The 23,706-nt window shown below is 73.4% G+C and carries 19 protein-coding genes; 7 read left to right on the forward strand and 12 right to left on the reverse strand.

Annotated features, from left to right (window positions below; genetic code table 11):
* Window positions 1-20: 20 nt before the first annotated feature.
* Entirely contained in the window at window positions 21-851 is an 831-nt protein-coding gene (locus ACIRS1_RS03535; RefSeq protein WP_402836490.1) for a serine hydrolase domain-containing protein, read from the reverse strand.
* 122 nt (window positions 852-973) lie between these two features.
* Here ACIRS1_RS03535 and ACIRS1_RS03540 point away from each other — a divergent pair, with 122 nt between their 5' ends.
* Together ACIRS1_RS03540 and ACIRS1_RS03545 are read left to right on the forward strand one after the other, a co-directional pair.
* Complete coding sequence (locus tag ACIRS1_RS03540; protein ID WP_402836492.1) at window positions 974-1,477, forward strand: MerR family transcriptional regulator; 504 nt, start codon at window positions 974-976, stop codon at window positions 1,475-1,477.
* Complete coding sequence (locus ACIRS1_RS03545; RefSeq protein ID WP_402836494.1) at window positions 1,474-2,487, forward strand: aldo/keto reductase; 1,014 nt, start codon at window positions 1,474-1,476, stop codon at window positions 2,485-2,487. The genes ACIRS1_RS03540 and ACIRS1_RS03545 overlap by 4 nt, the downstream gene beginning before the upstream one ends.
* A gap of 55 nt (window positions 2,488-2,542) precedes the next feature.
* On the opposite strand, the gene ACIRS1_RS03550 is transcribed toward ACIRS1_RS03545, so the two are convergent.
* Complete coding sequence (locus tag ACIRS1_RS03550) at window positions 2,543-3,121, reverse strand: TIGR03086 family metal-binding protein (RefSeq protein WP_402836496.1); 579 nt, start codon at window positions 3,119-3,121, stop codon at window positions 2,543-2,545.
* A 101-nt stretch (window positions 3,122-3,222) separates the two neighbouring features.
* Here ACIRS1_RS03550 and ACIRS1_RS03555 point away from each other — a divergent pair, with 101 nt between their 5' ends.
* Entirely contained in the window at window positions 3,223-4,251 is a 1,029-nt protein-coding gene (locus tag ACIRS1_RS03555) for a helix-turn-helix transcriptional regulator (RefSeq protein ID WP_402836498.1), read from the forward strand.
* A gap of 30 nt (window positions 4,252-4,281) precedes the next feature.
* On the opposite strand, the gene ACIRS1_RS03560 is transcribed toward ACIRS1_RS03555, so the two are convergent.
* From ACIRS1_RS03560 to ACIRS1_RS03600, 9 genes are all read right to left on the reverse strand, one after another.
* The gene (locus tag ACIRS1_RS03560; RefSeq protein ID WP_402836499.1) at window positions 4,282-5,496 is read right to left on the reverse strand and encodes an alpha/beta hydrolase; all 1,215 of its coding nucleotides are present in this window, start codon (window positions 5,494-5,496) and stop codon (window positions 4,282-4,284) included.
* A 186-nt stretch (window positions 5,497-5,682) separates the two neighbouring features.
* A complete protein-coding gene (locus ACIRS1_RS03565) occupies window positions 5,683-6,018 on the reverse strand; it encodes an MmcQ/YjbR family DNA-binding protein (protein WP_360210031.1) in 336 nt (111 codons plus the stop codon).
* A 79-nt stretch (window positions 6,019-6,097) separates the two neighbouring features.
* A complete protein-coding gene (locus ACIRS1_RS03570) occupies window positions 6,098-8,485 on the reverse strand; it encodes a Dyp-type peroxidase (protein WP_402836501.1) in 2,388 nt (795 codons plus the stop codon).
* 34 nt (window positions 8,486-8,519) lie between these two features.
* A complete protein-coding gene (locus tag ACIRS1_RS03575) occupies window positions 8,520-10,424 on the reverse strand; it encodes a galactose oxidase-like domain-containing protein (RefSeq protein ID WP_402836503.1) in 1,905 nt (634 codons plus the stop codon).
* 232 nt (window positions 10,425-10,656) lie between these two features.
* Window positions 10,657-11,886, reverse strand: a complete 1,230-nt coding sequence (locus ACIRS1_RS03580) for an acyltransferase (RefSeq protein ID WP_402836505.1) — start codon at window positions 11,884-11,886, stop codon at window positions 10,657-10,659.
* A gap of 26 nt (window positions 11,887-11,912) precedes the next feature.
* The gene (locus tag ACIRS1_RS03585; protein ID WP_402836507.1) at window positions 11,913-13,034 is read right to left on the reverse strand and encodes an alpha/beta hydrolase; all 1,122 of its coding nucleotides are present in this window, start codon (window positions 13,032-13,034) and stop codon (window positions 11,913-11,915) included.
* Window positions 13,035-13,296: 262 nt separating this feature from the next.
* Window positions 13,297-13,971, reverse strand: coding sequence for a response regulator transcription factor (locus tag ACIRS1_RS03590; RefSeq protein ID WP_360210021.1), 675 nt, complete (start codon window positions 13,969-13,971; stop codon window positions 13,297-13,299).
* On the reverse strand, window positions 13,968-15,272 hold the full coding sequence (locus ACIRS1_RS03595) for a sensor histidine kinase (protein ID WP_402836509.1): 1,305 nt from the start codon (window positions 15,270-15,272) through the stop codon (window positions 13,968-13,970). Before ACIRS1_RS03595 ends, ACIRS1_RS03590 begins: the two co-directional genes overlap by 4 nt.
* Before the next feature lie 121 nt (window positions 15,273-15,393).
* A complete protein-coding gene (locus ACIRS1_RS03600; protein ID WP_402836511.1) occupies window positions 15,394-16,086 on the reverse strand; it encodes a TetR family transcriptional regulator in 693 nt (230 codons plus the stop codon).
* Between the two features lie 224 nt (window positions 16,087-16,310).
* Between ACIRS1_RS03600 and ACIRS1_RS03605 the strand changes: the two genes are divergently transcribed.
* Window positions 16,311-17,912, forward strand: coding sequence for an MFS transporter (locus ACIRS1_RS03605; RefSeq protein WP_360210015.1), 1,602 nt, complete (start codon window positions 16,311-16,313; stop codon window positions 17,910-17,912).
* Between the two features lie 234 nt (window positions 17,913-18,146).
* Here ACIRS1_RS03605 and aceE read toward each other — a convergent pair whose 3' ends face one another.
* On the reverse strand, window positions 18,147-20,897 hold the full coding sequence (gene aceE / locus ACIRS1_RS03610; RefSeq protein WP_402836513.1) for a pyruvate dehydrogenase (acetyl-transferring), homodimeric type: 2,751 nt from the start codon (window positions 20,895-20,897) through the stop codon (window positions 18,147-18,149).
* A 516-nt stretch (window positions 20,898-21,413) separates the two neighbouring features.
* Here aceE and ACIRS1_RS03615 point away from each other — a divergent pair.
* The 3 genes from ACIRS1_RS03615 to ACIRS1_RS03625 all read left to right on the forward strand — a co-directional run bounded on the left by ACIRS1_RS03615 (window position 21,414) and on the right by ACIRS1_RS03625 (window position 23,602).
* A complete protein-coding gene (locus ACIRS1_RS03615; protein ID WP_360210011.1) occupies window positions 21,414-21,851 on the forward strand; it encodes a DUF3052 domain-containing protein in 438 nt (145 codons plus the stop codon).
* 365 nt (window positions 21,852-22,216) lie between these two features.
* A complete protein-coding gene (locus ACIRS1_RS03620; RefSeq protein ID WP_360210009.1) occupies window positions 22,217-22,675 on the forward strand; it encodes a peroxiredoxin in 459 nt (152 codons plus the stop codon).
* Between the two features lie 351 nt (window positions 22,676-23,026).
* The gene (locus tag ACIRS1_RS03625) at window positions 23,027-23,602 is read left to right on the forward strand and encodes a TerD family protein (RefSeq protein ID WP_360210007.1); all 576 of its coding nucleotides are present in this window, start codon (window positions 23,027-23,029) and stop codon (window positions 23,600-23,602) included.
* Window positions 23,603-23,706 lie beyond the last annotated feature (104 nt).

Consider the following 23,706-nt stretch of genomic DNA (forward strand, 5'->3'; position numbering starts at 1 on the left):
CCCGCCGCCGGCCGGCTCCCCTAGCGGAGCTCGGCCAGCACGGCGTCCGAGAGGGCCGGCCAGGCCTCGGCGGCCCACGGGCCGAAGTCCCGGTCGGTGAGCGCGACGCAGGCCACGCCGGCCTCCGGGTCGACCCACAGGAACGTCCCGGACTGGCCGAAGTGGCCGAAGGTGCCGGGTGAGTTGGCGGTGCCCGTCCAGTGCGGGGACTTGCCGTCGCGGATCTCGAAGCCCAGGCCCCAGTCGTTCGGGCGGCGGTGGCCGTAGCCGGGCAGCACGCCGCTGGTCCCCGGGAAGGCGACCTCGCGGGTGGCCCGCCGGACGGTCGACGGGTCCAGCAGCTTGGGGGACTGCAGCTCGGCGGCGAAGCGGACCAGGTCGGCGAGCGTGGACAGGCCGCCCGCCCCGGCCGGGGACCTGTGCGCGGTGTTGAGCAGGGTGTCGTGCATGCCCAGCGGCTGGAACACCGCCTCGGCGGCGTACCGGGAGAACTCGATCCCGGCGGCCTCGGACAGCGCCCGGGCCAGCGCGTCGAAGCCCGCGTTGGAGTACAGCCGGCGATCGCCGGGCGCGGCGAACACCCGGTCCTCGTCGAAGGCCAGGCCGGAGGTGTGCGCGAGCAGGTGGCGGACGGTCGACCCGGGCGGGCCGGCCGGGTCGTCCAGCTCGAAGACCCCCTCCTCGACGGCGACCAGCGCGGCGTACGCGGTGAGCGGCTTGGTCACCGAGGCCAGCGGGAACAGGTGCTGCTGCGGGCCGTGCGCGCCCAGCACGGCACCGTCCGACCCCCTGACCACCGCCGCCGCGGCGTGGGGCACCGGCCAGTTCTCGATCATCCGCAAGCTCTCCATGCGCCCGACTCTAACGAAGCGCGGAAAACCGGTGGCGGGAGCACCCGGCCGACGGGCTTGCTTGGAGTGCACTCCAACTCGCTAGCGTCGTCGTCACCGCACACCACAGGGGGTAACCGATCATGGCCGTGCTCGCCGCCGTCCCGCTCGACCTGCGCAGCTGCACCGAGGTGTTCAGCCGCCCGGTCGGCGATCCGGACCGGACCCCGCGGCACACCATCAGCGAGGTCTCCGTGGCCAGCGGCCTCACCGCGCACACCCTGCGCTGGTACGAGCGGATCGGCCTGCTCGACCCGGTCGACCGCTCCGCCAGCGGCCAGCGCCGCTACTGCGACGCGGACCTGCACCGACTGGCCTTCCTGGGCAGGCTGCGGCTGACCGGGATGCCGGTGGCGGACATGCTCCGGTACGTCGACATGGCCCGCCGCGGCGAGGAGACCTACGAGGGGCGCCGGCAGCTGCTCGTCGACCAGCGCGAGGAGGTGCGGCAGCGGATCGCCGACCTCCAGGCCACCCTCGCCGTCCTCGACTACAAGATCGACCTCTACGCCGGGAAGATCGCCGACAGCGGCGACGCCCCGGTCCAGTGCCAGCACCACCGAGCAGAGGAAGAGCAGAGCGCATGACCGACCCCGCCCTCCCCACCGCCCGACTCGGCGCCGACGGCCCCCTCGTGGGGGTCCAGGGCCTCGGCTGCATGGGCATGAGCGAGTTCTACGGCCCGAGCGACCGGACCGAGTCGCTCGCCACCCTGGACGCGGCCCTGGCGGCCGGCGTCACCCTGTTCGACACCGCCGACGCCTACGGCTCCGGCCACAACGAGGAGCTGATCGGCCCCTTCGTCCGCGCCAACCGGGAACGGGTGGTGCTCGCCACCAAGTTCGCGCTCGTCCGCAGGCAGGAGGACCCGGGCTACCGCGGCATCAGCAACGACCCCGCCTACATCCGCTCCGCCGTGGACGCCTCGCTGCGCCGCCTCGGCGTGGACGAGATCGACCTCTACTACATGCACCGCCGCGACCCGGCCGTGCCGCTGGCCGACTCGGTCGGCGCGATGGCCGAGCTGGTGGCGGCCGGCAAGGTGCGCCACCTCGGGCTGTCCGAGGTGACCGGCGCCGAGCTGCGCGAGGCCCACGCCGTCCACCCGATCGCCGCGCTGCAGTCCGAGTGGTCGGTGTTCGCCCGGGACGTCGAGCGCACGGTGGTGCCGGCCGCGGCCGAACTGGGCGTCGCCTTCGTCCCGTACTCGCCGCTCGGCCGGGGGTTCCTCACCGGGGCCTTCCAGGCCGCCGAGGAGCTCGCGGCCGACGACTTCCGGCGCACCCAGCCGCGCTTCACCGGGGCCAACGCGGCGGCCAACACCGAACTGCTGGCACCGCTGCGGGAGATCGCGGCGGACCGCGGGGCGAGCCTCGCCCAGGTCGCGCTGGCCTGGGTGCACCAGCGGGCCGAGGTGCACGGGCTCACCGTCGTCCCGATCCCCGGCACCCGCAAGCGGAGCCGGCTCGCCGAGAACACCGCGGCCGCCGTGCTGCGGCTCACCGCGGAGGAGCTGGACCGGCTGGAGCCGGTGGCGGGCGCGGTCGCCGGGGACCGCTACCCGGACATGCGGTTCACCCAGGTCGGGCGGGAGTAGCCGGCGCCCCGGGGGGAACGGCCGCCGGTGCCGCTCCCCCTCCCCGGGCGCGGGCTCACACCTCGCGGCCCAGCCAGGCGGCCAGCCGGGTGTGCACGTCGGCGTCCTCGGCGACCGGCCGGACCTCGTCGAACGGCACGGCGCCGCCGCGGTGTCCGGCGGGCAGGACGGCCCCGGCGACGGCCAGCGCGGCGTGGGACAGGGCGTCGTCCAGCGGCTGGGCGGAGCCGAGCGCCCGGGCGATGTCCCAGGTGTGGCCGACCGCCTCCATCAGGTAGCCGCCGACCGCGATCGCGCCGGGCACCACGCCCCAGGGCGCGTGGGTCGGGCGGTCCAGCTTGGCGTCGTCCGCCCAGGCCGCGACGGCGCGGTCGCGGGCCCGTTCCAGGGCGGCCGGCCAGGCGTCGTCGGGCAGGTCCCCGGTGGCCGCGACGACGTCCTCGGCCCGGCCGCCCTCGCCCATGTACGCGAAGCGGTGGACGCCGCCGACCACGTGGCCCAGCAGCTGCCGCAGCGTGAAGTCGGTGCACGGGGTGGGCCGGTCGAGGGCGTCCGGGGTGATCTCGGCGAACAGCTTCTCCAGCTGGCCGAGGGCGAGCAGGTACTGCGGGCGGGCGTCCTGGACGGAGGTCACGTGGAATCAGCTCCCTGGTATCGAGCGGTCTTTCGGGCTCGGACGGCAATCTCCCAGTAAAACCTGACAACCGCCGTCAGGTTTTCTGGGATTCTGCTGCCATGAAGGCCGACCGCCTGCTCTCGATCCTGCTCCTGCTCCAGACCCGCGGCCGGGTGCCCGCCACCGAACTGGCCGAACGGCTGGAGGTGTCCGTCCGCACCATCTACCGCGACGTCGAGTCGCTCTCCGCCGCGGGCGTGCCGGTGTTCACCGAACGCGGCCGGCACGGCGGCATCAGCCTGCTGCCCGGCTACCGCACCGACGTCACCGGGCTGACCGCGGACGAGGCCCGGGCCCTGTTCGTGCTCTCCGCTCAGGGCGCGCACAGCGACCTCGGACTCGACGGCGCCCTCGGTTCGGCCCTGCGCAAGGTGATGGCCGCGCTGCCGGCACCGCACCGCCCGGCCGCCGAGCGGATCAGCGAACGCGTCCTGGTCGACCCGGCGCGCTGGATGCAGAGCGGCCCGCCGGGCGGCGCCCAGCCGGGCACCCCGGCGGGGGCGCAGTCCGGGGCCCGGAGCGGGGCGGAGCTCGGCGAGCTGCAGTACGCGGTGTTCGCCGACCGGCGGCTGCGGCTGCGCTACCGCCACAGCGGCACGCCCGCGCCGGTGGACTACACCGTCGACCCGTACGGGCTGGTGAGCAAGGCCGGGGTCTGGTACCTGGTGGCGGACCTGCGCGGGGAGCCCCGGTTGTTCCGGGCCGACCGGGTGCTGCTCGCCGGGACCACCGAGGAGCCGGTGCGCCGCCGCCCCGGGATCGGGCTCGGGGACGCCTGGGCGGTGCTGCGCGACCAGGTGGAGCGGCTGCCCAAGGAGCTGCAGGTGCGGGTGCGGGTGCGGCGCGGGCGCCTGGACATGTTCGTCCGGATCCACGGCGGCCGGGTCACCGCCTCGCCCGACTCCGGCGCCGGGCCGGCCGAGGAGTGGGTGGAGGTCGCGATGGCCTTCCCCTCGCCGGCGGCCGTCCGCTCGCTGCTCGCCTTCGGCGCCGACGCCGAGGTGCTGGCGCCGCCGGCCGCCCGGCGTGAACTCGCCCGCGCGGCGGCCGACGCGCTGCGCCTCTACCAGGACCAGGGCACGCCCTGAAGGCTGTTCCAGAAGGTCGGGCCCGGGGCGTCAGGAGCCGGTGTTCGGGCGGACGACGTCCTGGTAGTGGCCGAGCGAGATCGCCGCGAAGTTGTGCAGGCTGTCGGTGCCCTCGGTGAAGTAGCCGTTGTGGCCAGCCGCCCGGGCGGAGGAGATCTGCTCGGCGCCGAAGCCGCTCGCGGTCGGGTCGGCGCCGTGGCCGAGCCCGCCGACCTCCAGGTACGGGACGTTGCCGATCCAGTCGCTGGGGTTGCGGGTGGCCCAGACGTGCACACCGGTGCCCAGTTCGCCGGTGCTCTGCACGCCCATGCCGGGGCTGCCGAACACCATCATGTCGGTGACCCCGGTGGTGTCGGACGGCGAGGCGGCCGCGCGGGGGATCTCGGGGGCGGCGTTGCCGCAGACCACGGATCCGTAGGAGTGGCAGAGCAGGGCCGGCGGTGCGTCCGGCCGGGTGGTCTCCTTGAGCCCGGCGAGCAGCCGCTGGAGCCGGGGCGCGCCGACGTCGGCCAGCCGGGAGGTGACGGCGTCGGGGCCGAGGCCGGAGGGGGTGACGTAGCCGGTCCAGGCGATCACCGCGGTGCGGGTGTCCGGAGCCTGCTTCCGCTCCTCGGCGTGCAGGGCGCGGGCCATGCCGGCCGGGGAGCGCAGCGGCTCGGCGGACTGGTCGAAGTGGCCGAGGTCGGCGTCCGAACCGGGGACGAGGACGGAGATCCGCTCGGCGTCCGCGAGGTCGCCCCACACCTCGGAGACCAGACCGCGGCCGCGCGGGTCGAAGGCGAGGATCTGCCGGCCGGGGGCGAGCAGGTGGTCGACGTCGTTGGCGCGGGAGACGGCCAGGTCGCGGGTGTCGGAGTCGAGCTTCCGGTCGGCGGCCCGGGCCCGGGCGCGGTCCCGTTCGGCGGTCAGCGCGATCCGGTTGGCGCGGTAGCGCAGGTCCAGCGGGGCGCCGTCGTAGTTGCCGACGACCAGCGGGTAGTCCTTGATCAGCCGGTCCAGCTCGGTCGGGGCGAGCGAGGCGAAGAAGTCGGCGGCGGCGGCCGGGCTGGTGGTGGCCGGGTCGGGCAGGGTGCGCCCGAAGCTGTGGTCCTGGACCCATGCGGCGCTGCCAGCCGGGGGTGTGGAGATCGCCAGCTGCTCGGTGGAGGCGGCGGCCTGGGCGGCCGCGGCGCCGGCGTCGGCGAGCACGGCACAACCCGCGAACGCCCCGATCAGTACCCGCTTCCAGCGTCGACGGTTGCGCACCGCACCAACTCCCTTGGGGCCCGTCACCGTTTCTCGGGCGGTGCCCGGAGGGTGCGACTCAAACACTGCTGACTTCCTGGGCAAAGCCTAGAGGTCACAGGAGTATGACGGACCCGGCCAAACTGTGGGATGGGTCACATGAACCGGGAGTGTCGGTGCGGCGTCCGTGCGTGGCCCGGGGGGCGTCTACGCGTCGAACTCGCGGACCAGCCGTTTGGGTGCCGTCCGCCGCCAGGCCTCGGTGACGAGGTCGTGCAGCTCCTCCCGGTCGACCCGGTCCAGCCGGACGCTCACCCAGCCGTGCCGGCCGACGTACGGCGCGACGGAGAACACCTCGGGCTCGGCGGCGAGCAGTTCGGCCTGGTCCTCGGGGGAGGCCTTGACGGTGACCGCCAGGCCGCCCGGCGCCCCCATCGCGAAGATCCTGCCGCGCACCCGCAGGGTCTCGATGTCCCAGGTCGGCTCCTGCGCGGCCTCCGGCAGGCCCAGGGCCATCGCACGGAACTCGTCGAACGTCACCATGGCCGCAGCGTAGGGCAGGGGACCGACACGGTGCTCCCGGTGCGCGCGGAACGCACCGGGAGCACCGGCCGCGGCTTCGTCAGAGCAGCGAGGACCAGGCGTCGCAGGAGCGGTCGCCGGCGACCAGCCGGTCCGGGTGGCCGCTGCCGTCGGCGACCGAGATCCGGCGGTAGCCCTGGCCGGAGAAGCACCAGAACTCGCTCCGGCCGCCGACCCGCTGACAGTCCGGCACGGGCAGGAAGCAGTCCACCCGGGTGAGGCCGGTCAGCGAGCCCCACTGGGTGAGCTCGCGGTCGGTGCGCTCGCGGACGTCGGTGTGCGCGGAGCCGTCGGCGATCGAGCACAGCCGGTACTGCTGCCGGCCGCCGGTGGTGTGGAACACCCAGTACCAGCTCTTGCCGCCGACCCGCTGCTGGTCCGGCACGGGCAGCCAGCAGTCCACCTGCCCGACGCCGCTGAGCGATCCCCAGGCGGTGAGTTCGCGGTCCGGGCGCTCCTGCCGGGTGGTGTAGCGGCCGCCGTCGCAGGTGATCGTGACGGTCCGGTACTGCTGGCGGCCGTTGGTGCTGTGGAAGACCCAGTACCAGCTCGTGCCGCCCGGGTCCTGCAGGTCGGCCATGGGCAGGACGCAGTCGACCCGGCCGACGCCCTGCAGGCAGGACCAGGTGTCCAGCCAGGTGTCGTCCTCGACCTTGCGGTCGGTGTGGGCGGAGCCGTCGGCCACCGAGATCAGCCGGCAGCGGTCGCCGTGGAACGCCCAGTACCGGCTCTGCCCGGCGCGGCGCTGCTGGTCGGGGACGGGGAGGAACTCGTCGCAGGGGTAGGCCTTCACCGGCTGCGGGGCGGGCTGCGCCTGCCCGCCGCCCTGTTCCTGGGTGCCGCCCTGCCCGCCGGTCGCGCCCTGCCCGCCGCCCTGGGTGCCGCCCTGAGGGGTGAGCCGACCGTCGGCGAGCGCCCTGAGGAGGCTGAGGGACGGCATGAAGGCGTACACCGACCCGGTGGTCTGGACGAACTGCTGGAAGCTGACCGGGGTGTGCCCGACGAGGCCGTCCGGGCCCCGGCTCTCGAAGTCGGCCTCGGGGGCCTCCTGGGTGACCGGGTCCTTGCCGGGCACCGGCCGCGGGCCGGCGTGCCCCGCCGGGGTGGCGCCGCCGCTGTCCCGGTTCGGCGGGAAGTTCGGCTGGTCCATCCAGTCGGCCTGGATGAACTCGAACTGCCGCTGGATGTCGGCCTGGTAGCAGATGAACAGCAGGCCGCGCGGGTCGTCGGGGCCGCCGGGGCCCTCCGAGGCCGGGTCGAACGGGGACCCGTACGGCGTGCCGCGGCGGATGATCCGCCGGCCGTCGAGGACCCCGGCGTCGAGCGGCGGCTGGTCCGGGGCCTCCTGCAGTCCGGCGCGCGGGCTGGTCTTGCGCAGGTGCGACCAGAGCGGGGTGACCAGGCCCTCCAGGTCGTCCCGGAAGTCGAAGTCGTTGTCGTTGGCGGCGGCGGGGTTGTTCGGGACGTCCCGGTCCTGGTGCTTGCAGACCGGTGCGCCGGAGCGCCACCGCCCGACCATCCGGGCGGCCAGCCACTCGGCGGTGGCGCTCTCCGGGACGGCCTTGGCCTGCTTGAGCTCCCGGAGTCTGACCGAGACCTGCGACCACCAGCCGGGGACGTCCTGGGCGAGCCGCCGGACCACCTGGAAGGAGCCGTTGCGGCACCAGGCGGGGTACTGGTCCTTGGGGAAGCTGAACGGGTCGTTGTCCTCGCCGCACACGAACTCGCCGGCCGGGATGAGCCGGGTGCCGGGGTGGCCGTCCTCCTCCTGCGGTCTGGCCGGGTCGGGCCGGTCGAAGCCCTGGACGCCGGGCTCGCTGATGCCGTCCTTGAAGCCGAAGTGCTCCTTGCCCCGGCGACTGCCCTGGAGCGTCCTGGCGTTCTGCTGGTAGGCGATCAGGATCCGGCACTCGGCGGCGGCGATGCGCTGCGCCTCGATCGCGGTGACCAGGTCGCTCTCGGTGTCCGCGGAGATCTTCAACAGCGCGTGGACCGGCTGGTTCCGCCCGTTGCCGAAGAGCCAGTTCTCCGGGGAGTTGTCGCCGGTGTCGCCGAGGGCGCCGGCTCGTCTGGCCGAGCCCTCCTGGAAGGCCTCCAGCCCGCTGCCGACCGGCGGCGGCGTCGGGAACGGGTCGGTGGTGGAGAGCATCCGCAGGCCCTCGTAGGTGAAGCTGACGCCGAGCCAGGTGGCCTTGAGCGTCTTCGGGTCGTCCCCGCCGGAGGACCTGCGGGCCTCGCTGAAGGCCTCGTTGAACTCGGCGACCTCGCGGGTGGTGGAGATCTGCGGGACGAGCCGGCGCACCCAGTCGCGGGCCCGGGCCGCGTCCTCGAACTTGAGGAAGAGGACGCTGACGTTGTCCTTCCTGAAGCCGGCCAGGATGTCCCCCTGGATCTCCTCGCTCGCGCGCAGTCTCAGATCCGTTGCCATGGTTCCGGTGTTCCTTTCGGTGGATTCCTGGGGATCAGGCCGTCGAGCTGAGCTGGACCCACTTCGCGACGCTGGGCACGCCCTGGTCGTTGAGGAGGAAGAGCATGTACCAGCCGGGCGGGGCGGCCTTGGCGTCCGGCGGGGCCTGGAGCTGCAGACGGTTGCCGGCCCGGCTGGTGATCCGCAGGTCGAGGTGGCGCTGGCTGGTGTTGACCGAGTGGGTGGAGGTGGTCGGGGCCAGCAGCACGGCCTTGACGGCCTGGCCGGGGGTGGTGCTGGTGACGGTGAAGCTCTTGTCGTAACCGACCGGCGTGGTGGGCGGGTTGTCCAGCGCGGGGCGGGCGCCCTGGTGCAGGTAGGCCGGCTCGTAGATCTCGATGGTGCCGTTCATGCTGCTGGGGATGGCCGCGGTGTCGGGGTTGTTGGCGAGCTGCTGGAGCTCGTCCCCGGTGACCATCACGCGGCCGTCGGGCAGGACCACGGCGTTGGAGTGGTAGCCGCGCGGCAGCCGCTGGACGGGGCCGAGCTTCCAGTTGCCCTGGTCGTCGCGCAGTTCGACCTGGCGGTACTTGAGGTCCGCGTTCGGGTTGTACGGGCCGTTGCCGTAGTCGCGGATGTCGTAGGCGCCGTTGACGGTCATCAGCCGGCCGTTGGGCAGCAGCAGGGTGTCGTCCTGGGTGCGGCCGAAGGCGCGGGACTTCTCGGCGGTCCAACTGCCGTTGGAGAAGCGCAGGGTGCTCGGGTTGTCCCGGTCGCCGCCGAGGACCAGCGCGGAGTCCGGGCCGCTCACGCCGCCGGGCAGCATGACGGCGGACCCGTAGTTGCGCCGGCGGCCGTCCGGGCGGGCGGTGAGGTCGCTGCGGGACTCGGCGACGGGGTCGAACCGCCACTGCTCGTTGGCCTGGCGCCCGAAGCCGTAGACGTTGCCGTCGTTGAGCGAGAAGAGGTGCGGGTAGTCGGTGCTGAACGGGGCGTCCGCCTTGAACCGGTCCACCGGGGTGTTCCGCGGGGTGTCGTTCCGGCCCTGCGGGACGGGGAAGCCCTTGGCGGGGAAGCGTTCGACCACCGGGGTCGGGGTGCCGTAGCCGAGTTCGGACTGGCCGGACATGATCAGCTGCCGGCCGTCGGCGCCGGTGACCACCGAGGGGTACCAGCGGCCGACGGACATGTCGGGGTTGCGGGTCCAGGTCTCCGTCCACGGGTCGAAGACCAGGGAGAGCTTGGCGCCGGTGCCGCCGTTGCCGCCCAGGTTGCCGCCGAAGACGCCGAGCATGCCGTTGGGGAGGAAGGAGTGGCCGGAGCAGAAGAACGGTGCCGGGCGCTCCTGGTCGAGGCCGTCCGGCATGTTGGCGATCGGTGGGGTGACCTGCTTGAAGGCGTCCGTGCCGGTGCCCTTGGCGGGGTCCCAGAGGAAGGCCCGGCCGGCGTTCTCCCGGCCGATGGTCTGGGTGGGGGCGGGTTCCTTCTCCGGGTTGCTCTCGATCCGTTCGAAGGAGAACAGCAGCACCTTGCCGGTCGGCAGCAGGGCGACGTGGTCGCCGAAGTCGGGGGAGGGGAAGTACTCCTTGAACGCGCCGGACACCGCCGGGTCGAACCCGGCGTTGGTGCTCGCCTGGGAGGCCGTCAGGGCGTTGTAGCGGTTGGTGCGGGTGGTCTGCGGGTAATCGCCGATGCCGCGGATGGCCGCGCGGGCCCGGGCGTGCTCCTCGGCGTGCTCCGGTCCGAGCGCGGCCACCTCGTCGTCCCGCATCTCGGCCATCACCCGGGGGGAGGCGACGTGCGGGGCGAGGTCGTTCTGCCCGGAGGCGGCGGGCTCACCGTGCGCGGCGGCCGGGCCGACGGCGCTCATCAGGGTGCCGGCGGTGACGGCGCAGACCACCAGGGCCGCGGACAGCCGTCGGCGGGCCCGCGGCCGCGGGCATGGCGGAGGCAGGGACATGGGACTCCTCGGGAAGGGGCTGTTCGGGGGAAGGCGGGCGAATGCGGGCGGACGGCCGTGGGCGGGCGCGATCCGGCGATGGTCGCCGACGGTCACATGCCATCACAGTGTGTGGTGGTTCGCATGCGGATGTACCGGCCCGTGGCGGCCCCGCGGCGCAGAGCCGGACCACACCGAAGGGGCGCGGACCGACTGGCCCGCGCCCCCTCCTCGCCTCACCTTCCGGCGCAGGTCACACCATGCCCAGCGCGTAGGCGGCGAACAGCGCGGACCCCGCGGCGGCCAGCGCCTTCCCGGCCCGGGAGAAGGCCGTCCACGGCCCGTCGAACCGCCGGGTGAACCACCCGATCGCCACCAACACGGCTCCGAACAGCGGAAGCAGCAGCACCCGGGCCGCCACCCAGCCGAACGAGTCCGGCACCGTGGTCAGCCCCTGGACGGCGCCCAGGCCGGCCGCACCCGGCACCGCCACCGCGAGCATCGCGCTCTGGTGCCAGGTGAAGACCGTCATCGCCGAGAGGTTGACCACCACCACCGGCAGCCAGAGCAGCGGACGGCGGGTCAGCAGCCGGCCCAGCCGCTCCCGCAGCAGCACCGCCGCGCCGCACTGCAGCGCCGCCAGCGCGATCACCAGCAGGGACGGCGGGTGCGAGTTGGTCCGCTCGACCCCCGGCACCCCGACCATGCTGGCCGGGTAGTGGAACACCAGCAGCAGGACGGCGAACAGCGTGCCGCCGCCGAACAGCAGTACCCGGGCGGCCGGCCGGCCGAGCCGCTCCTGCGCCCACAACACGCCCAGCTGGTAGCCGAACAGCCAGCCCGGAAGGATGTTCAGCAGCGCGATCCAGGAGGGCACCGACTCCGCCCACGGCCCGTACCGCAGCAGGTCGACGGCGGCCACGGCGGCCACCAGGAGGCCCGCCGACCAGCCGCCCAGCCGGCGGCCGACCACGGTGCAGAGCGGGGTCAGCGCGGTCAGCCCCAGGTAGACCCCGATGTACCAGAGCGGCTGCACCACGAGCGTCGCACCGGTGCGCACGGTGTCCCCGGGGACGCCGAGCGCGGGCAGCAGGGCGATCAGCAGCGCCCAGACGGCGGTGACCCCGAGCACCGGGCGCAGCAGCCGCACCGTCCGGCCGCGCAGCCAACCCCCGTACGTCACGCCCTTGGCCCGGGCCCGTTCCAGTGACCGGACGGAAGAGTGCCCGCCGACCAGGAAGAACACCCCGAGCATCTGCAGCACCCAGCTGACCGGGGCGAGCGAGCCGAGCGCGGAGAGCGGGCTGGCGTTGTGCAGGGCGCCGTCGGCGGAGAGCGTGAATCCGCCGAGCAGCCAGTGCCCGACCGGCACGGCGAGCAGGGCGAGGGCGCGCAGTCCGTCCAGGGCGCGGTCGCGGGTCACGGGGGTGCGCGCGTCGACCTGCCGGGCGGCGCGGTGCAGGGCGGTGAGCGGGTGGGCCATGGCGGTGCTCCTTTCGGTGGGGAGGGTCAGCGGCCGAGGGCGACGGCGGCGAAGGCGGCGAGCGAGGAGGTGCCGGGGGCGAAGTAGCCGGTGTGGCCGGTGGATCCGGTGGCGGGCAGCGGGCGGGCGCCGAAGCCGGGGGAGGTCGGGTCGGCGCCGTGTCCGAGTCCGAGCACCGAGACGAACGGGACCTCACCGATCCAGTCCCCGTCGTTGCGGGCGGTGGCCCAGAGCGGGACCCGCGGGTCGAGGTCGGCGGCCGAGCCGACGCCCATCCCGGGCGAGCCGAGGACGACCACGCCGGAGGCCTGCTCCGGGCCGGGGCGGGCCAGGCCGCAGACCACCGAGCCGTAGCTGTGGCAGAACACGGTGGGCGGCGCCTGCGGGCCGGTGGTGACGGCGAGTCCGTCGAGCAGCCGGGTGAGCCGGGTGGCGCCGGCCCGGGCCAGGTCCTCGGTGGCGGCGTCGAGGCCGATCCCCTCGGGGGTGGTGTAGCCGGCCCAGGCGATCACGGCGGTCCGGCCGCCGGTGGCCCGGTGGAGCTCCCGGGCCATCCCGACCGGGGTGCCGTACGGGTTGTCCGGGCGGTCGAACCGCAGCAGGTCGATGTCCGAGCCGGGGACGACGACGGCGGTGCGGTCCGCGGTGGTGAGGTCGCCGAACACCTCGGCGACCTGGCCGCGGCCGCGCGGGTCGAAGGCGAGGATCTGCCGGCCGCCGTCCAGCAGGCCGCGGTAGCGCGCGGTGCGGGCCCGGGCGGCCTCGTGGTCCTCGGGGGTGAGCGCCGGGTCCGTGGCCCGGGCGGTCTCCCGGTCGAGCTCGGCGGCGAGGGCCAGCGCGTTGGCCCGGTACCGCAGTCGTACCGGGGCGCCGTCGAGGTTGCCGACTACCAGCGGGTGGCGGGCGGCCAGTGCGTCCTGCCGGGCCGGGGTCAGCCCGGCGAAGAACGCGGCGACCCCGGCCGGGGTGGTGGTGGCCGGGTCGGGCGGGTGGAGGCCGAACGCGGTGTCGGCGACCCAGGCGGCGCTGCCCGGCGGCGGGCCGGTGACGGGCTGCTGGCCGTCCGCGGCGAAGCCGCCGAGCCCCAGTACCGCGGTCAGCGCCACCGCGCCGGCCGCGAGGGCCCTCCTGACCCGATGCTTCCCCATGTGCGGCCCCTCCCTGGTCCGTTCGACTTCGACGGAGAGGAAGGTAGGAACGCGGCGGCCCCGCGGACGTCACACCGCGGGGCCAACTGCCCGGTGGTACCGGGGTATGACTCGAGCCCTGCCCGAGTACCGTGATGGGTGGGGCCAGCCCCACCCCCGGTGCACCGGCTGGCTGCACCACCGGGCCGGGCCGGCGACCTGACGGGGCGTCAACGAGCCTCTGCCGGAGGGCGGGTGGGGCGGCCGGTGCTATTCGGCCGGGTCATCCGCCCGGCGTCACCAGGCCGGACTCGTAGGCCAGGACGACGGCCTGGGCGCGGTCGCGCAGTCCGAGCTTGGCGAGGATGCGCCCGATGTGCGTCTTGACGGTCTGCTCGGCCAGCACCAGCCGGGCGGCGATCTCCTGGTTGGACAGGCCGCGGGCGATCAGCTCCAGCACCTCCGTCTCGCGCGGGGTCAGGCCGTTGAGTCGCAGCTTGGGGTCGTGCCGCCGGGCCGGCCGGTTGCGGGCGAACTCCTCGATCAGCCGGCGGGTCACCGAGGGGGCGAGGAGGGCCTCGCCGGCCGCGACCACCCGGACCGCGGAGATGAGGTCGGCCGGCGGGGCGTCCTTGAGCAGGAAGCCGCTGGCCCCGGCACGCAGCGCCTCGTACACGTAGTCGTCCACGTCGAAGGTGGTCAGCATCATCACCTTGGGCCGGTGGGTGCCCGGGACGGCCGGGTCGAGCAGCCGGCGGGCCGCCTCCAGGCCGTCCATGACGGGCATCCGGACGTCCATCAGCACGAGGTCGGGGTGGGTGCGGCCGCTCACCTCCAGGGCCTGCGCGCCGTCCGCCGCGTCCCCCACCACGTCGATGTCGCTCTGGGCGTTGAGCAGGGCGGCGAAGCCGGCCCGCACCATGGCCTGGTCGTCGACGATGATCACGCGGATGGTCATGCGGGGGTCTCCCGGGAGGTGTCGATGGGCAGGGAAGCGGCCACCTTGTAGCCGCCGTCCGGCATCGGGCCGGTCTCCAGCCTGCCACCGACCAGCCGGGCGCGTTCCCGCATTCCGATCAGTCCCTGCCCGGTGCCCTCCATGGAGGCCTCCAGCGACTCGGTGTAGCGGGGCGGGGGCGTGTTCACCACGGTCAGCAGCAGGGTGGCGCCCTCGTCGGCGAGGGAGACGGTGGCCCGCGAACCCGGCGCGTGGCGCACCACGTTGGCCAGCGCCTCCTGCACGATCCGGTACGCGGACAGGCCGACCGCCTGCGGCACCGCCTCGGCCAGCCCGGGGTCCACCGCCAGCGCGGCGGGAATCCCGGCCCGCCCCACCGTCTCGACCAGCTGCGGCAGTTGGGATATCCCGGGTTGCGGCACCTTCTCGGCGGCGGACTCCTCGCTGCGCAGCACGCCGAGCAGCCGGCGCATCTCGGTCAGCGACTCGCGGGCGGTGCCGGCGATCGCGGTGAACTCCTCGGCGGCCTCGTCCGGCACGCCGGTGATCCGGTAGGGCGCGCTGGCCGCCTGCACGGCGATCACCGACATGTGGTGGGCGACGACGTCGTGCAACTCCCGTGCGATCCGGGCGCGTTCCTCCAGCAGGGTGCGCCGCTCGCGCTCGGCCTCGCTGATGTGCTCCTGCTCGGCGAGCAGCCGGCGGGCCTCGGTGCGGTCCTGGACGGCCCAGCCGAGCAGCAGGGCGGCGCCGCCGAGCGCGACCAGCAGCATGGTGGTGCCGTCGTCGGAGTGCGGGAAGCCGAGCGTGGTGGTGAGGAGGGTGAGCAGGATCGTGGCGATCCAGACCGAGATCAGGGTGGCCCGGCTCTCCCGCAGCGCGAGCGCGATCAGCAGGAAGACGTACGCCAGGATCATCGGCGCCGTCCACGGCCAGGTGCCGCCCAGCTGGTCGTGGCGGGCGGTGATGGAGGCCGTGGTGACCAGGGTGGCCGCGCTGATCCACCACGCGGCCAGCGGCCGGGTGATGGCGAGCAGCAGCGGGGTGGTCTGGGCGATGGTGAGCGCGCCGGCGATCGGCGGGGCGACGTCGTAGAAGTCGACCAGCGCGACGATCCCGGTGGGGATCAGCGAGGCCTGCATGATCAGCGCGACGACGTACGGCAGCCGGCGCAGCCACCCCCGGGGCGAGTCCCCGAGCAGCGGGGTGTGCCCGCCGGTCGGGGTGGTGAGGTGGTGCCGCAGCGAGCGGAGCGACCGGAGGGTGCGCGCGCGGACCTCGGTCGTGGTGATCGTCTTCATCGCGGGCCAGCCTAGGAGGGCCCCGCCCGCCCGTCGTCGCCCTGGGGTCGAACATCCGGGTGCTACCGGGGTAGGGGGTGGGGCGGGGTCCGGGCTGCCACCCGGGTACGACCCGCGGCTGCTACCGCGGTGTGACGGTCCGCCAGTGGCCGGCCAGGGCGGGGCCGAGCTGGTCGAAGTGGCGCTCGATGACGGCGACCATGCCCTCGGGCCCGGCGGGCTCCTGTTCGGGCGTCCAGGACAGGTGGGCGGCGCGCAGCACGCTGCCGAAGACGGCGGCGAGCACGGTGGGCCGCAGGTCCGTCGACGGGTCCAGGCCCTCGCGCTCGGCGATCACCCGGACGACCACCCGCTCCTGCTCGGTGACCCGGCGCAGGTGGGCGGCGAGCAGGGTGGGGGTCTCCTCGATCATCCGCATCAGTTCCAGGGCGGTGGTGATCGAGCCGGGCCCGCTGCGGTGCTCGGCGCCGAGTTCCCGCCAGGACTGGACGATCGCGGCGCGCAGGGCCTGCAGCGGGGACTCCTCGGCGGGGCGGCGGCGCAGGCACTCGATGAAGTAGTCCTCGGCGTCGGCCATCACGGCGAGCGCGACCTCGTCCTTGTTGGCGAAGTAGCGGAAGAAGGTGCGCTGGGAGACCTCGACGGCGGAGGCGATCTCGTCGACGGTCGTGCGGGCGAAGCCCTGGCCGAGGAAGAGCCCGTGGGCGGCCTGGACGAGGGCGTCCCTGGTCTGCTGCTTCTTGCGCTCGCGCAGCCCGGGCTGCCGGCCGGGGCCGGCCGGGGCGGGGGTGGGGGCGGGGGTGCGAGCGGCCATGGCGGGGCCTTCCGGGCGCGTGCGGGCGGGGTGGGAGGACAACCTTAGCGTTCTGCCAAATGTCAGACATGGCCAGAAGTCAGTGTTTGCCGAATGTCAGAGGCTGACATAATCTGCCGGGAGTGGCGCTCGCCGGCCGGGCACTCGTGGGGACGGGTGGGCCGCGGCGCCACGACCTCTTCGTCCGGTTCCGCACCCCGCGCCACGCCCCCGGAGGGCCCCAGATGAGCCAGTCCGTCGTCAAGAACGCCGAGGCGGACGCCCCGCCGCTCGGTCCGCCGTCCGGAGGGGGCCTCAAGGGGCACCCCTGGCTGACCCTGCTGACCGTCGCGGTCGGCGTGATGATGGTCGCCCTGGACGGCACGATCGTCGCGATCGCCAACCCCGTCATCCAGGAGAAGCTGAACGCCGCGCCCTCCGAGATCCAGTGGGTGACCAGCGGCTACCTGCTCGCCCTGGCGGTCTTCCTGATCACCGCCGGCAAGATCGGCGACCGCTTCGGCCACAAGAACACCTTCCTGGTCGGCGCGGTCGGCTTCGCCGCCACCTCGGCCGCGATCGGCTTCGCCGGCAACATCCAGACCGTGATCGCCTTCCGGGTGCTGCAGGGCCTGTTCGGCGCCCTGCTCCAGCCGGCCGCGCTCGGTCTGCTGCGCGGCGCCTTCCCGGCCGAGAAGCTCAACATGGCGATCGGCATCTGGGGCGGCGTGATCGGCGCCTCCACCGCGGCCGGCCCGATCGTCGGCGGTCTGCTGGTCGAGCACGTCAACTGGGAGTCGGTCTTCTTCATCAACGTCCCGGTCGGCCTGGTCGCGCTCGGCCTGGGCCTGTGGATCCTCAGGGACGTCCGGGCCGAGAAGGCCGCGAAGTCCTTCGACCTGCCCGGCATCGCGCTGCTCTCGGTCGCCATGTTCGCGCTGGTCTTCGGCATCATCAAGGCCCCCGAGTGGGGCTGGGGCGACACCCGCACCCTGCTGTTCCTGGGCGGCGCGGTGGTCCTGATGGTCCTGTTCGCGTTCTGGCAGGCCAGGGCGAAGGAGCCGCTGATCCCGCTCAGCCTGTTCCGCTCGGTGCCGCTGTCGGCGGGCACCCTGCTGATGGTGCTGATGGCCTTCGCGTTCTTCGGCGCGATCTTCTTCGTGACCTTCTACCTGCAGAACGTGCACGGGATGTCGCCGGTCCAGGCCGGCGTCCACCTGCTGCCGATGACCGGCATGATGATCGTCGGCTCGCCGGTGGCGGGCATCGCGATCGGCAAGCTCGGCCCGCGCATCCCGATCGTGGCCGGCATGCTGATCACCACCACCGCGATGTTCGGCATGTCCACCCTGGACACCGGCTCCGGCAACGGCGTGATGTCGCTCTGGTTCGTCCTGATGGGCCTCGGCATCAGCCCGGTCATGGTCGGCGCCACCGAGGTGATCGTCGGCAACGCCCCGCTGGAGCTGTCCGGCGTGGCCGGCGGCCTCCAGCAGGCCGCGATGCAGGTCGGCGGCAGCCTGGGCACCGCGGTGCTCGGCGCGCTGATGGCCGCCAAGGTCACCGACGTGCTGCCCGGCAACTGGGCCGGGGCCGGCCTGCCGCCGGTGGAGGGCGCCGCGGCCGAGGGCCTCGAGCAGGCCGCCCAGCTCGGCATCGCCCCGCCGGCCCCGGCCGGCACCCCGCAGCAGGCGGTCGACGCGATGGCCGGCGCCGTCCACGAGTCCTTCGTTAGCGGCATGTCGCTCGCCTTCGCGGTGGCCGCCGTGGTGGCCTTCGCCGCCGCCCTGCTCGGCCTGCTCACCCGCCGCGGCGCCACCGACGCGGGGCCGGCCGTCCACATCTGACGCACCCGCGCCGCACGGCCCCGGACTCGACGGAGTCCGGGGCCGTCGTGCTGCCCGGGTGGGCCCGCGCGCCCCGGCGGGCGTCCACGGCGGCCCGTCCGGCTCGCGGTGCGCGCCCCCACGGCAGGGCCCGGTCGGCCCCACGCACGGGCCGCCCGCGGACGGCGAAGGGGCCGGACCCCCGGGACGGGAGTCCGGCCCCTCAGCGCCTGTCGGCGAGTGCCTAGCGGCGGATCAGGCGTCGCCGCCGGCGGCGCCCGGGTCGGCCGCCGTCACGTCGAGCAGCTGGTAGCGGTCGATCGCGTCCTTCAAGGCGCTGCGGTCGATCCGGCCCTGCTTGGCGAGCTCGGTGAGCACGGCCAGGACGACCGACTGCGCGTCGATGTGGAAGTAGCGACGGGCCGCGCCCCGGGTGTCGGCGAAGCCGAAGCCGTCGGCGCCCAGCGACTGGTACTGGCCCGGCACCCAGCGGGAGATCTGGTCCGGCACGGCGCGCATCCAGTCGGACACCGCGACGACCGGGCCCTCGGCACCCTGGAGCTTCTGGGTGACGTACGGCACGCGCTGCTGCTCCTCGGGGTGCAGCAGGTTGAACTCCTCGGCCTCCACCGCATCGCGGCGCAGCTCGTTCCAGGAGGTCGCGGACCAGACGTCGGCCTTGACGTTCCACTCCTCGGCGAGGATGCGCTGGGCCTCCAGGGCCCACGGCACGGCCACGCCGGAGGCGAGGATCTGGGCCGGGATCTGGCCGGCGGTGGCCGGCGCGTACTTGTGCAGACCCTTCAGGATGCCCTCGACGTCCACGTTCTCGGGCTCGGCCGGCATCTTGATCGGCTCGTTGTAGACGGTCATGTAGTAGAACACGTCCTCGCCGTGCGGGTGCTCGGCGCTGGAGCCGTACATCCGGCGGAGACCGTCCTGGACGATGTGCGCGATCTCGAAGCCGTACGCGGGGTCGTACGCGACGACGCCCGGGTTGGTCGAGGCGAGCAGCTGCGAGTGGCCGTCGGCGTGCTGCAGGCCCTCACCGGTGAGCGTGGTGCGGCCGGCGGTGGCGCCGATCACGAAGCCGCGGGCCAGCTGGTCGGCCATCTGCCAGAACTGGTCGCCGGTGCGCTGGAACCCGAACATCGAGTAGAAGACGTAGACCGGGATCAGCGGCTCGCCGTGGGTGGCGTAGGACGAACCGGCGGCGATCAGCGAGGCGGTGCAGCCGGCCTCGGAGATGCCGTCGTGCAGCATCTGGCCCTTCGGCGACTCCTTGTACGCGAGCAGGAGGTCGCGGTCGACCGACTCGTAGGTCTGGCCGAGCGGGTTGTAGATCTTCGCCGACGGGAAGAGCGAGTCCATGCCGAAGGTGCGGTACTCGTCGGGCGCGATCGGCACGAAGCGGTTGCCGATGCCCTTGTCCCGCATGAGGTCCTTGAGCACCCGGACGAACGCCATGGTGGTGGCGATGGTCTGGTTGCCGGACCCCTTCTTGACCGCCTTGTAGGCGTCGTCGCCGGGCAGCTCCAGCTGGCGCGGGCGCACCTTGCGGGTGGGCACGTAGCCGCCGAGCTCCTGCCGGCGGTCGTGCATGTACTGGATCTCCTCCGAGTCGCGGCCCGGGTGGTAGTAGGGCGGGTAGCCCTCCTCGAGCTGCTTGTCGGTGATCGGCAGGTGCAGCCGGTCGCGGAAGCGCTTCAGGTCCTCGACCGTCAGCTTCTTCATCTGGTGCGTGGCGTTGCGGCCCTCGAAGTTGGGGCCGAGGGTCCAGCCCTTGACCGTCTGGGCCAGGATGACCGTCGGCTGGCCCTTGTGCTCGCGGGCCGCCTTGAACGCCGCGTAGATCTTCTTGTGGTCGTGGCCGCCGCGACCCAGGTGCTGGATCTGCTGGTCGGTCATGCTCTCGACCATCTTGCGCAGGCGCAGGTCGCTGCCGAAGAAGTGCTCGCGGATGTACTGGCCGGTCTCGGTGGCGTAGGTCTGGAACTGGCCGTCCACCGTGGTGTTCAGCTTGTTGACCAGGACGCCGTCGCGGTCCTGCGCGAGCAGCGGGTCCCAGCTGCGGTCCCAGACCAGCTTGATCACGTTCCAGCCGGCGCCCCGGAACTGGGACTCCAGCTCCTGGATGATCTTGCCGTTGCCACGGACCGGGCCGTCCAGGCGCTGCAGGTTGCAGTTGACCACGAAGGTCAGGTTGTCGAGGCCCTCGCGCGCGGCGAGCGACAGCTGGCCCAGCGACTCCGGCTCGTCCATCTCGCCGTCGCCGAGGAAGGCGTACACCTGCGAGTCGGAGGTGTCCTTGATGCCGCGGTGCTCCAGGTAGCGGTTCATCCGGGCCTGGTAGATCGCGCCGAGGGGGCCGAGGCCCATCGAGACGGTCGGGAACTCCCAGAAGTCCGGCATCAGCCGCGGGTGCGGGTAGCTGGACAGGCCGTACGGCGCCTTCGACTTCTCCTGGCGGAACGCGTCGAGCTGCTGCTCGGTGAGTCGGTCCAGGAGGAACGCGCGGGCGTAGATGCCGGGGGAGGCGTGGCCCTGGAAGAAGATCTGGTCGCCGGACTCGCCCTCGGCGTCCTTGCCGCGGAAGAAGTAGTTGAAGCCGACGTCGTAGAGCGACGCGGAGGAGGCGAAGGTGGCGATGTGCCCGCCGACGCCGATGCCGGGGCGCTGCGCCCGGGAGACCATGACGGCCGCGTTCCACCGGGTCGCGTTGAGGATCCTGCGCTCGATCTCCTCGTTGCCGGGGAAGAACGGCTCGTCCTTGGTGGCGATGGTGTTGACGTAGTCCGTGCTGCGCATCTCGGGCACGGCGACACGCTTCTCGCGGGCGCGCTCGATCAGGCGGAGCATCAGGTAGCGGGCGCGCTCGCGCCCCCGCTCGTCGATGGCCGCGTCAAGCGACTCCAGCCATTCCGCGGTCTCCTCGGGATCGAAGTCCGGGACCTGACTCGGAAGGCCGCCAATGATGATCGGGTTGCGATCGGATCCGGAAGCCACGCTGTTCCTTCACTGTCGGTCGAAACTGAGGTGTGTCGCGCCGCCTCCATCGTGCTACCGCGCTCGGAGATCCGTCATCTCTACCGATCGGTAACCGTTCCGCCTGGTGGGCGGGACGGTCTGGCGGCGTGCGGTCCGGGCGTCATCGCCCGCCCCGCACACCCCCGGGTGTTACGAAAAGAGGTGGTCCGACCTGGTTTCCCGTCCGCCCGATGGCGGGCGGCCGGGGTGAGGGCCAACAGGAGACTCTACGCCCGCGCACGCGCGGACCCGAATGCCGTTCGCATCTCGGGCATGAGTACGGCCTGTGGGCCGGGACCACCCGAAGCATCCTTGTCCCACGCAGAGAAGGGCAAATCGGTGTGATTCGCGCCACCTCGACCGGCGTGTCCCGCTGCGACACGTCAACCTTTGGGGGGGATCGGGGGTCGGGTACTTGCGCGAACCGCCGCGCCCGTGTGGACTACGGCCACAGCCTCGGCATGGACGCCGAGCCGAATACTGGAGGTTATTCCCGTGAGCGCGACCGCGGACCCCGCGGACAAGTCCAACCCGGCGACCCGACTCGGCTTCGAAGAGGGCCAGATCATCCAGGAGCTGGGGTACGACGAAGACACTGACCAGGATCTCCGCGAGGGCATCGAGGAGCTCACCGGGACGGATCTCGTCGACGAGGACTACGACGACGTCGCCGACGCCGTCCTGCTGTGGCACCGCGACGACGACGGGGACCTCACCGACGCCCTCGTCGACGCCCTGGAGTACCTGGCCGAGGGCGGCCTGATCTGGCTGCTCACGCCCAAGACCGGCCGTGACGGTCACATCGAGGCCTCCGACATCGCGGACGCCGCCCGCACCGCCGGCCTCTCCCAGACCAGCTCGATCGCGATCGCCAAGGACTGGGCGGCCACCCGCCTCGCCACCAAGTCCACCGCCAAGGGCGGCAAGCGCTGAGCGGGCCCTGAAGCCCCGCACCGGGCCCCGCCGGAGGACCTCCTCCGGCGGGGCCCGGTCCTTTGCCGTGGCGGCCCGGGGTGGCCGGGGCGGGGCCCCGTGGGCCCGGCCGGCCCGGTGGGTCACCCGGGACCGACGGGGGCCGGCCCGCATCGGTGACGCAGGGTGACGAATCCGGGCTGCGAGGTGGCGGTGCGCCACGGCGGGTCGGGTGGATCGCACCCTTCGCGGCGTTCGCCCAGGGCGAAAGCCGGGCGGCCCGGGAGCCCCGCCCTCATCCGTTCGGCGGAACGCACCCGGACGGATGCGAGGATGGCGCTGGTCGCGCGCTGCGCGCGGCCCGGTCGCGTCAGAAAGGTCACGTCATGGCCGTCGAGGTCGGCACCGAGGCTCCGGACTTCGAGCTCAACAACCAGCACGGCGAAACCGTCCGGCTCTCCGACTTCCGGGGCCTGCGCGACGTCGTCCTGGTCTTCTACCCGTTCGCCTTCACCGGCGTCTGCACCGGCGAGCTCGGTGCGATCCAGCGGGAGCTGCCGCGCCTGCAGAACGACGACGTCCAGGTGCTCGGCGTCTCGGTCGACTCGCAGTTCGGCCAGCGGGTCTTCGCCGACCGGGAGGGCCTGGAGTACCCGCTGCTCGCCGACTTCTGGCCGCACGGCGAGGTCGCCCGCGCCTACGGCGTGCTCGACGAGGAGAAGGGTTGCGCGCTGCGCGGCACCTTCGTGATCGACAGGGCCGGCGTGGTGCGCTGGAGCGTCGTCAACGACCTCCCGGACGCCCGGGACGTGCAGGAGTACCTGGCAGCGCTCGCCGCACTCTGACGCCCGCGCTCCGAGGCCTGCGCTCGGATGCCCGCGCTCTGACGCCTGCGCTCGGATGCCCGCGTTTCGATGCCCGCGCTCCGATGCCCGCGCTCTGACGCCTGCGCTCGGATGCCCGCGTTTCGATGCCCGCGTTTCGATGCCCGCGCTCCGATGCCCGCGCGACCGCCTCCGGGCCCGGGCCGGCCGAACTTCGAACGGCCGCGCCGGGCCCGTTCGCGGGTCCGGACGGGAACCGCGCACTACGCTCGGTCCGTTGGCCGGACAGGGCACGTGAGCCGTTCGCCGGCCGGCGCCTCGAACCGCACCGCCGGGGGCACCAGGGCGTGCCTCCCGAATCTTGGAGGACAAGTGGGTGTCAGCCTGAGCAAGGGCGGCAATGTCTCGCTCACCAAGGAGGCTCCGGGCCTCGTGGCCGTGGTCGTCGGCCTGGGCTGGGACGTCCGGACCACCACCGGGACGGACTTCGACCTGGACGCCAGCGCGCTGCTCTGCAACGACCAGGGCAAGGTCGCCTCGGACGGGAACTTCGTCTTCTTCAACAACCTGAAGAGCCCCGAGGGCTCTGTCGAGCACACCGGTGACAACCGCACCGGTGAGGGCGAGGGCGACGACGAGGCGATCAAGGTCAACCTGGCCGGCGTCCCGGCCGACGTGCAGAAGATCGTCTTCCCGGTCTCGATCTACGACGCCGAGAGCCGCGGGCAGAACTTCGGCCAGGTGCGCAACGCGTTCATCCGCGTGATCAACCAGGCCGACAACGTGGAGCTGGCCCGCTACGACCTCTCCGAGGACGCCTCCACCGAGACCGCGATGGTCTTCGGCGAGCTGTACCGCAACGGCGCCGAGTGGAAGTTCCGGGCCATCGGCCAGGGCTACGCCTCCGGCCTGCGCGGCATCGCCCAGGACTTCGGCGTCAACGTCTGACCGGACGGCAGCCGCCGGTCGGCCGACCGGCCCGCCGTGCGAGGGGCGGGCCCCGGCCCACCCCGGGCCGGGGCGCCCCCCCGCCCGCCCCCCGCCCCGCGCGG

The sequence above is a fragment of the Kitasatospora sp. NPDC101176 genome (genome assembly GCF_044768035.1).
Lineage (GTDB): Bacteria > Actinomycetota > Actinomycetes > Streptomycetales > Streptomycetaceae > Kitasatospora.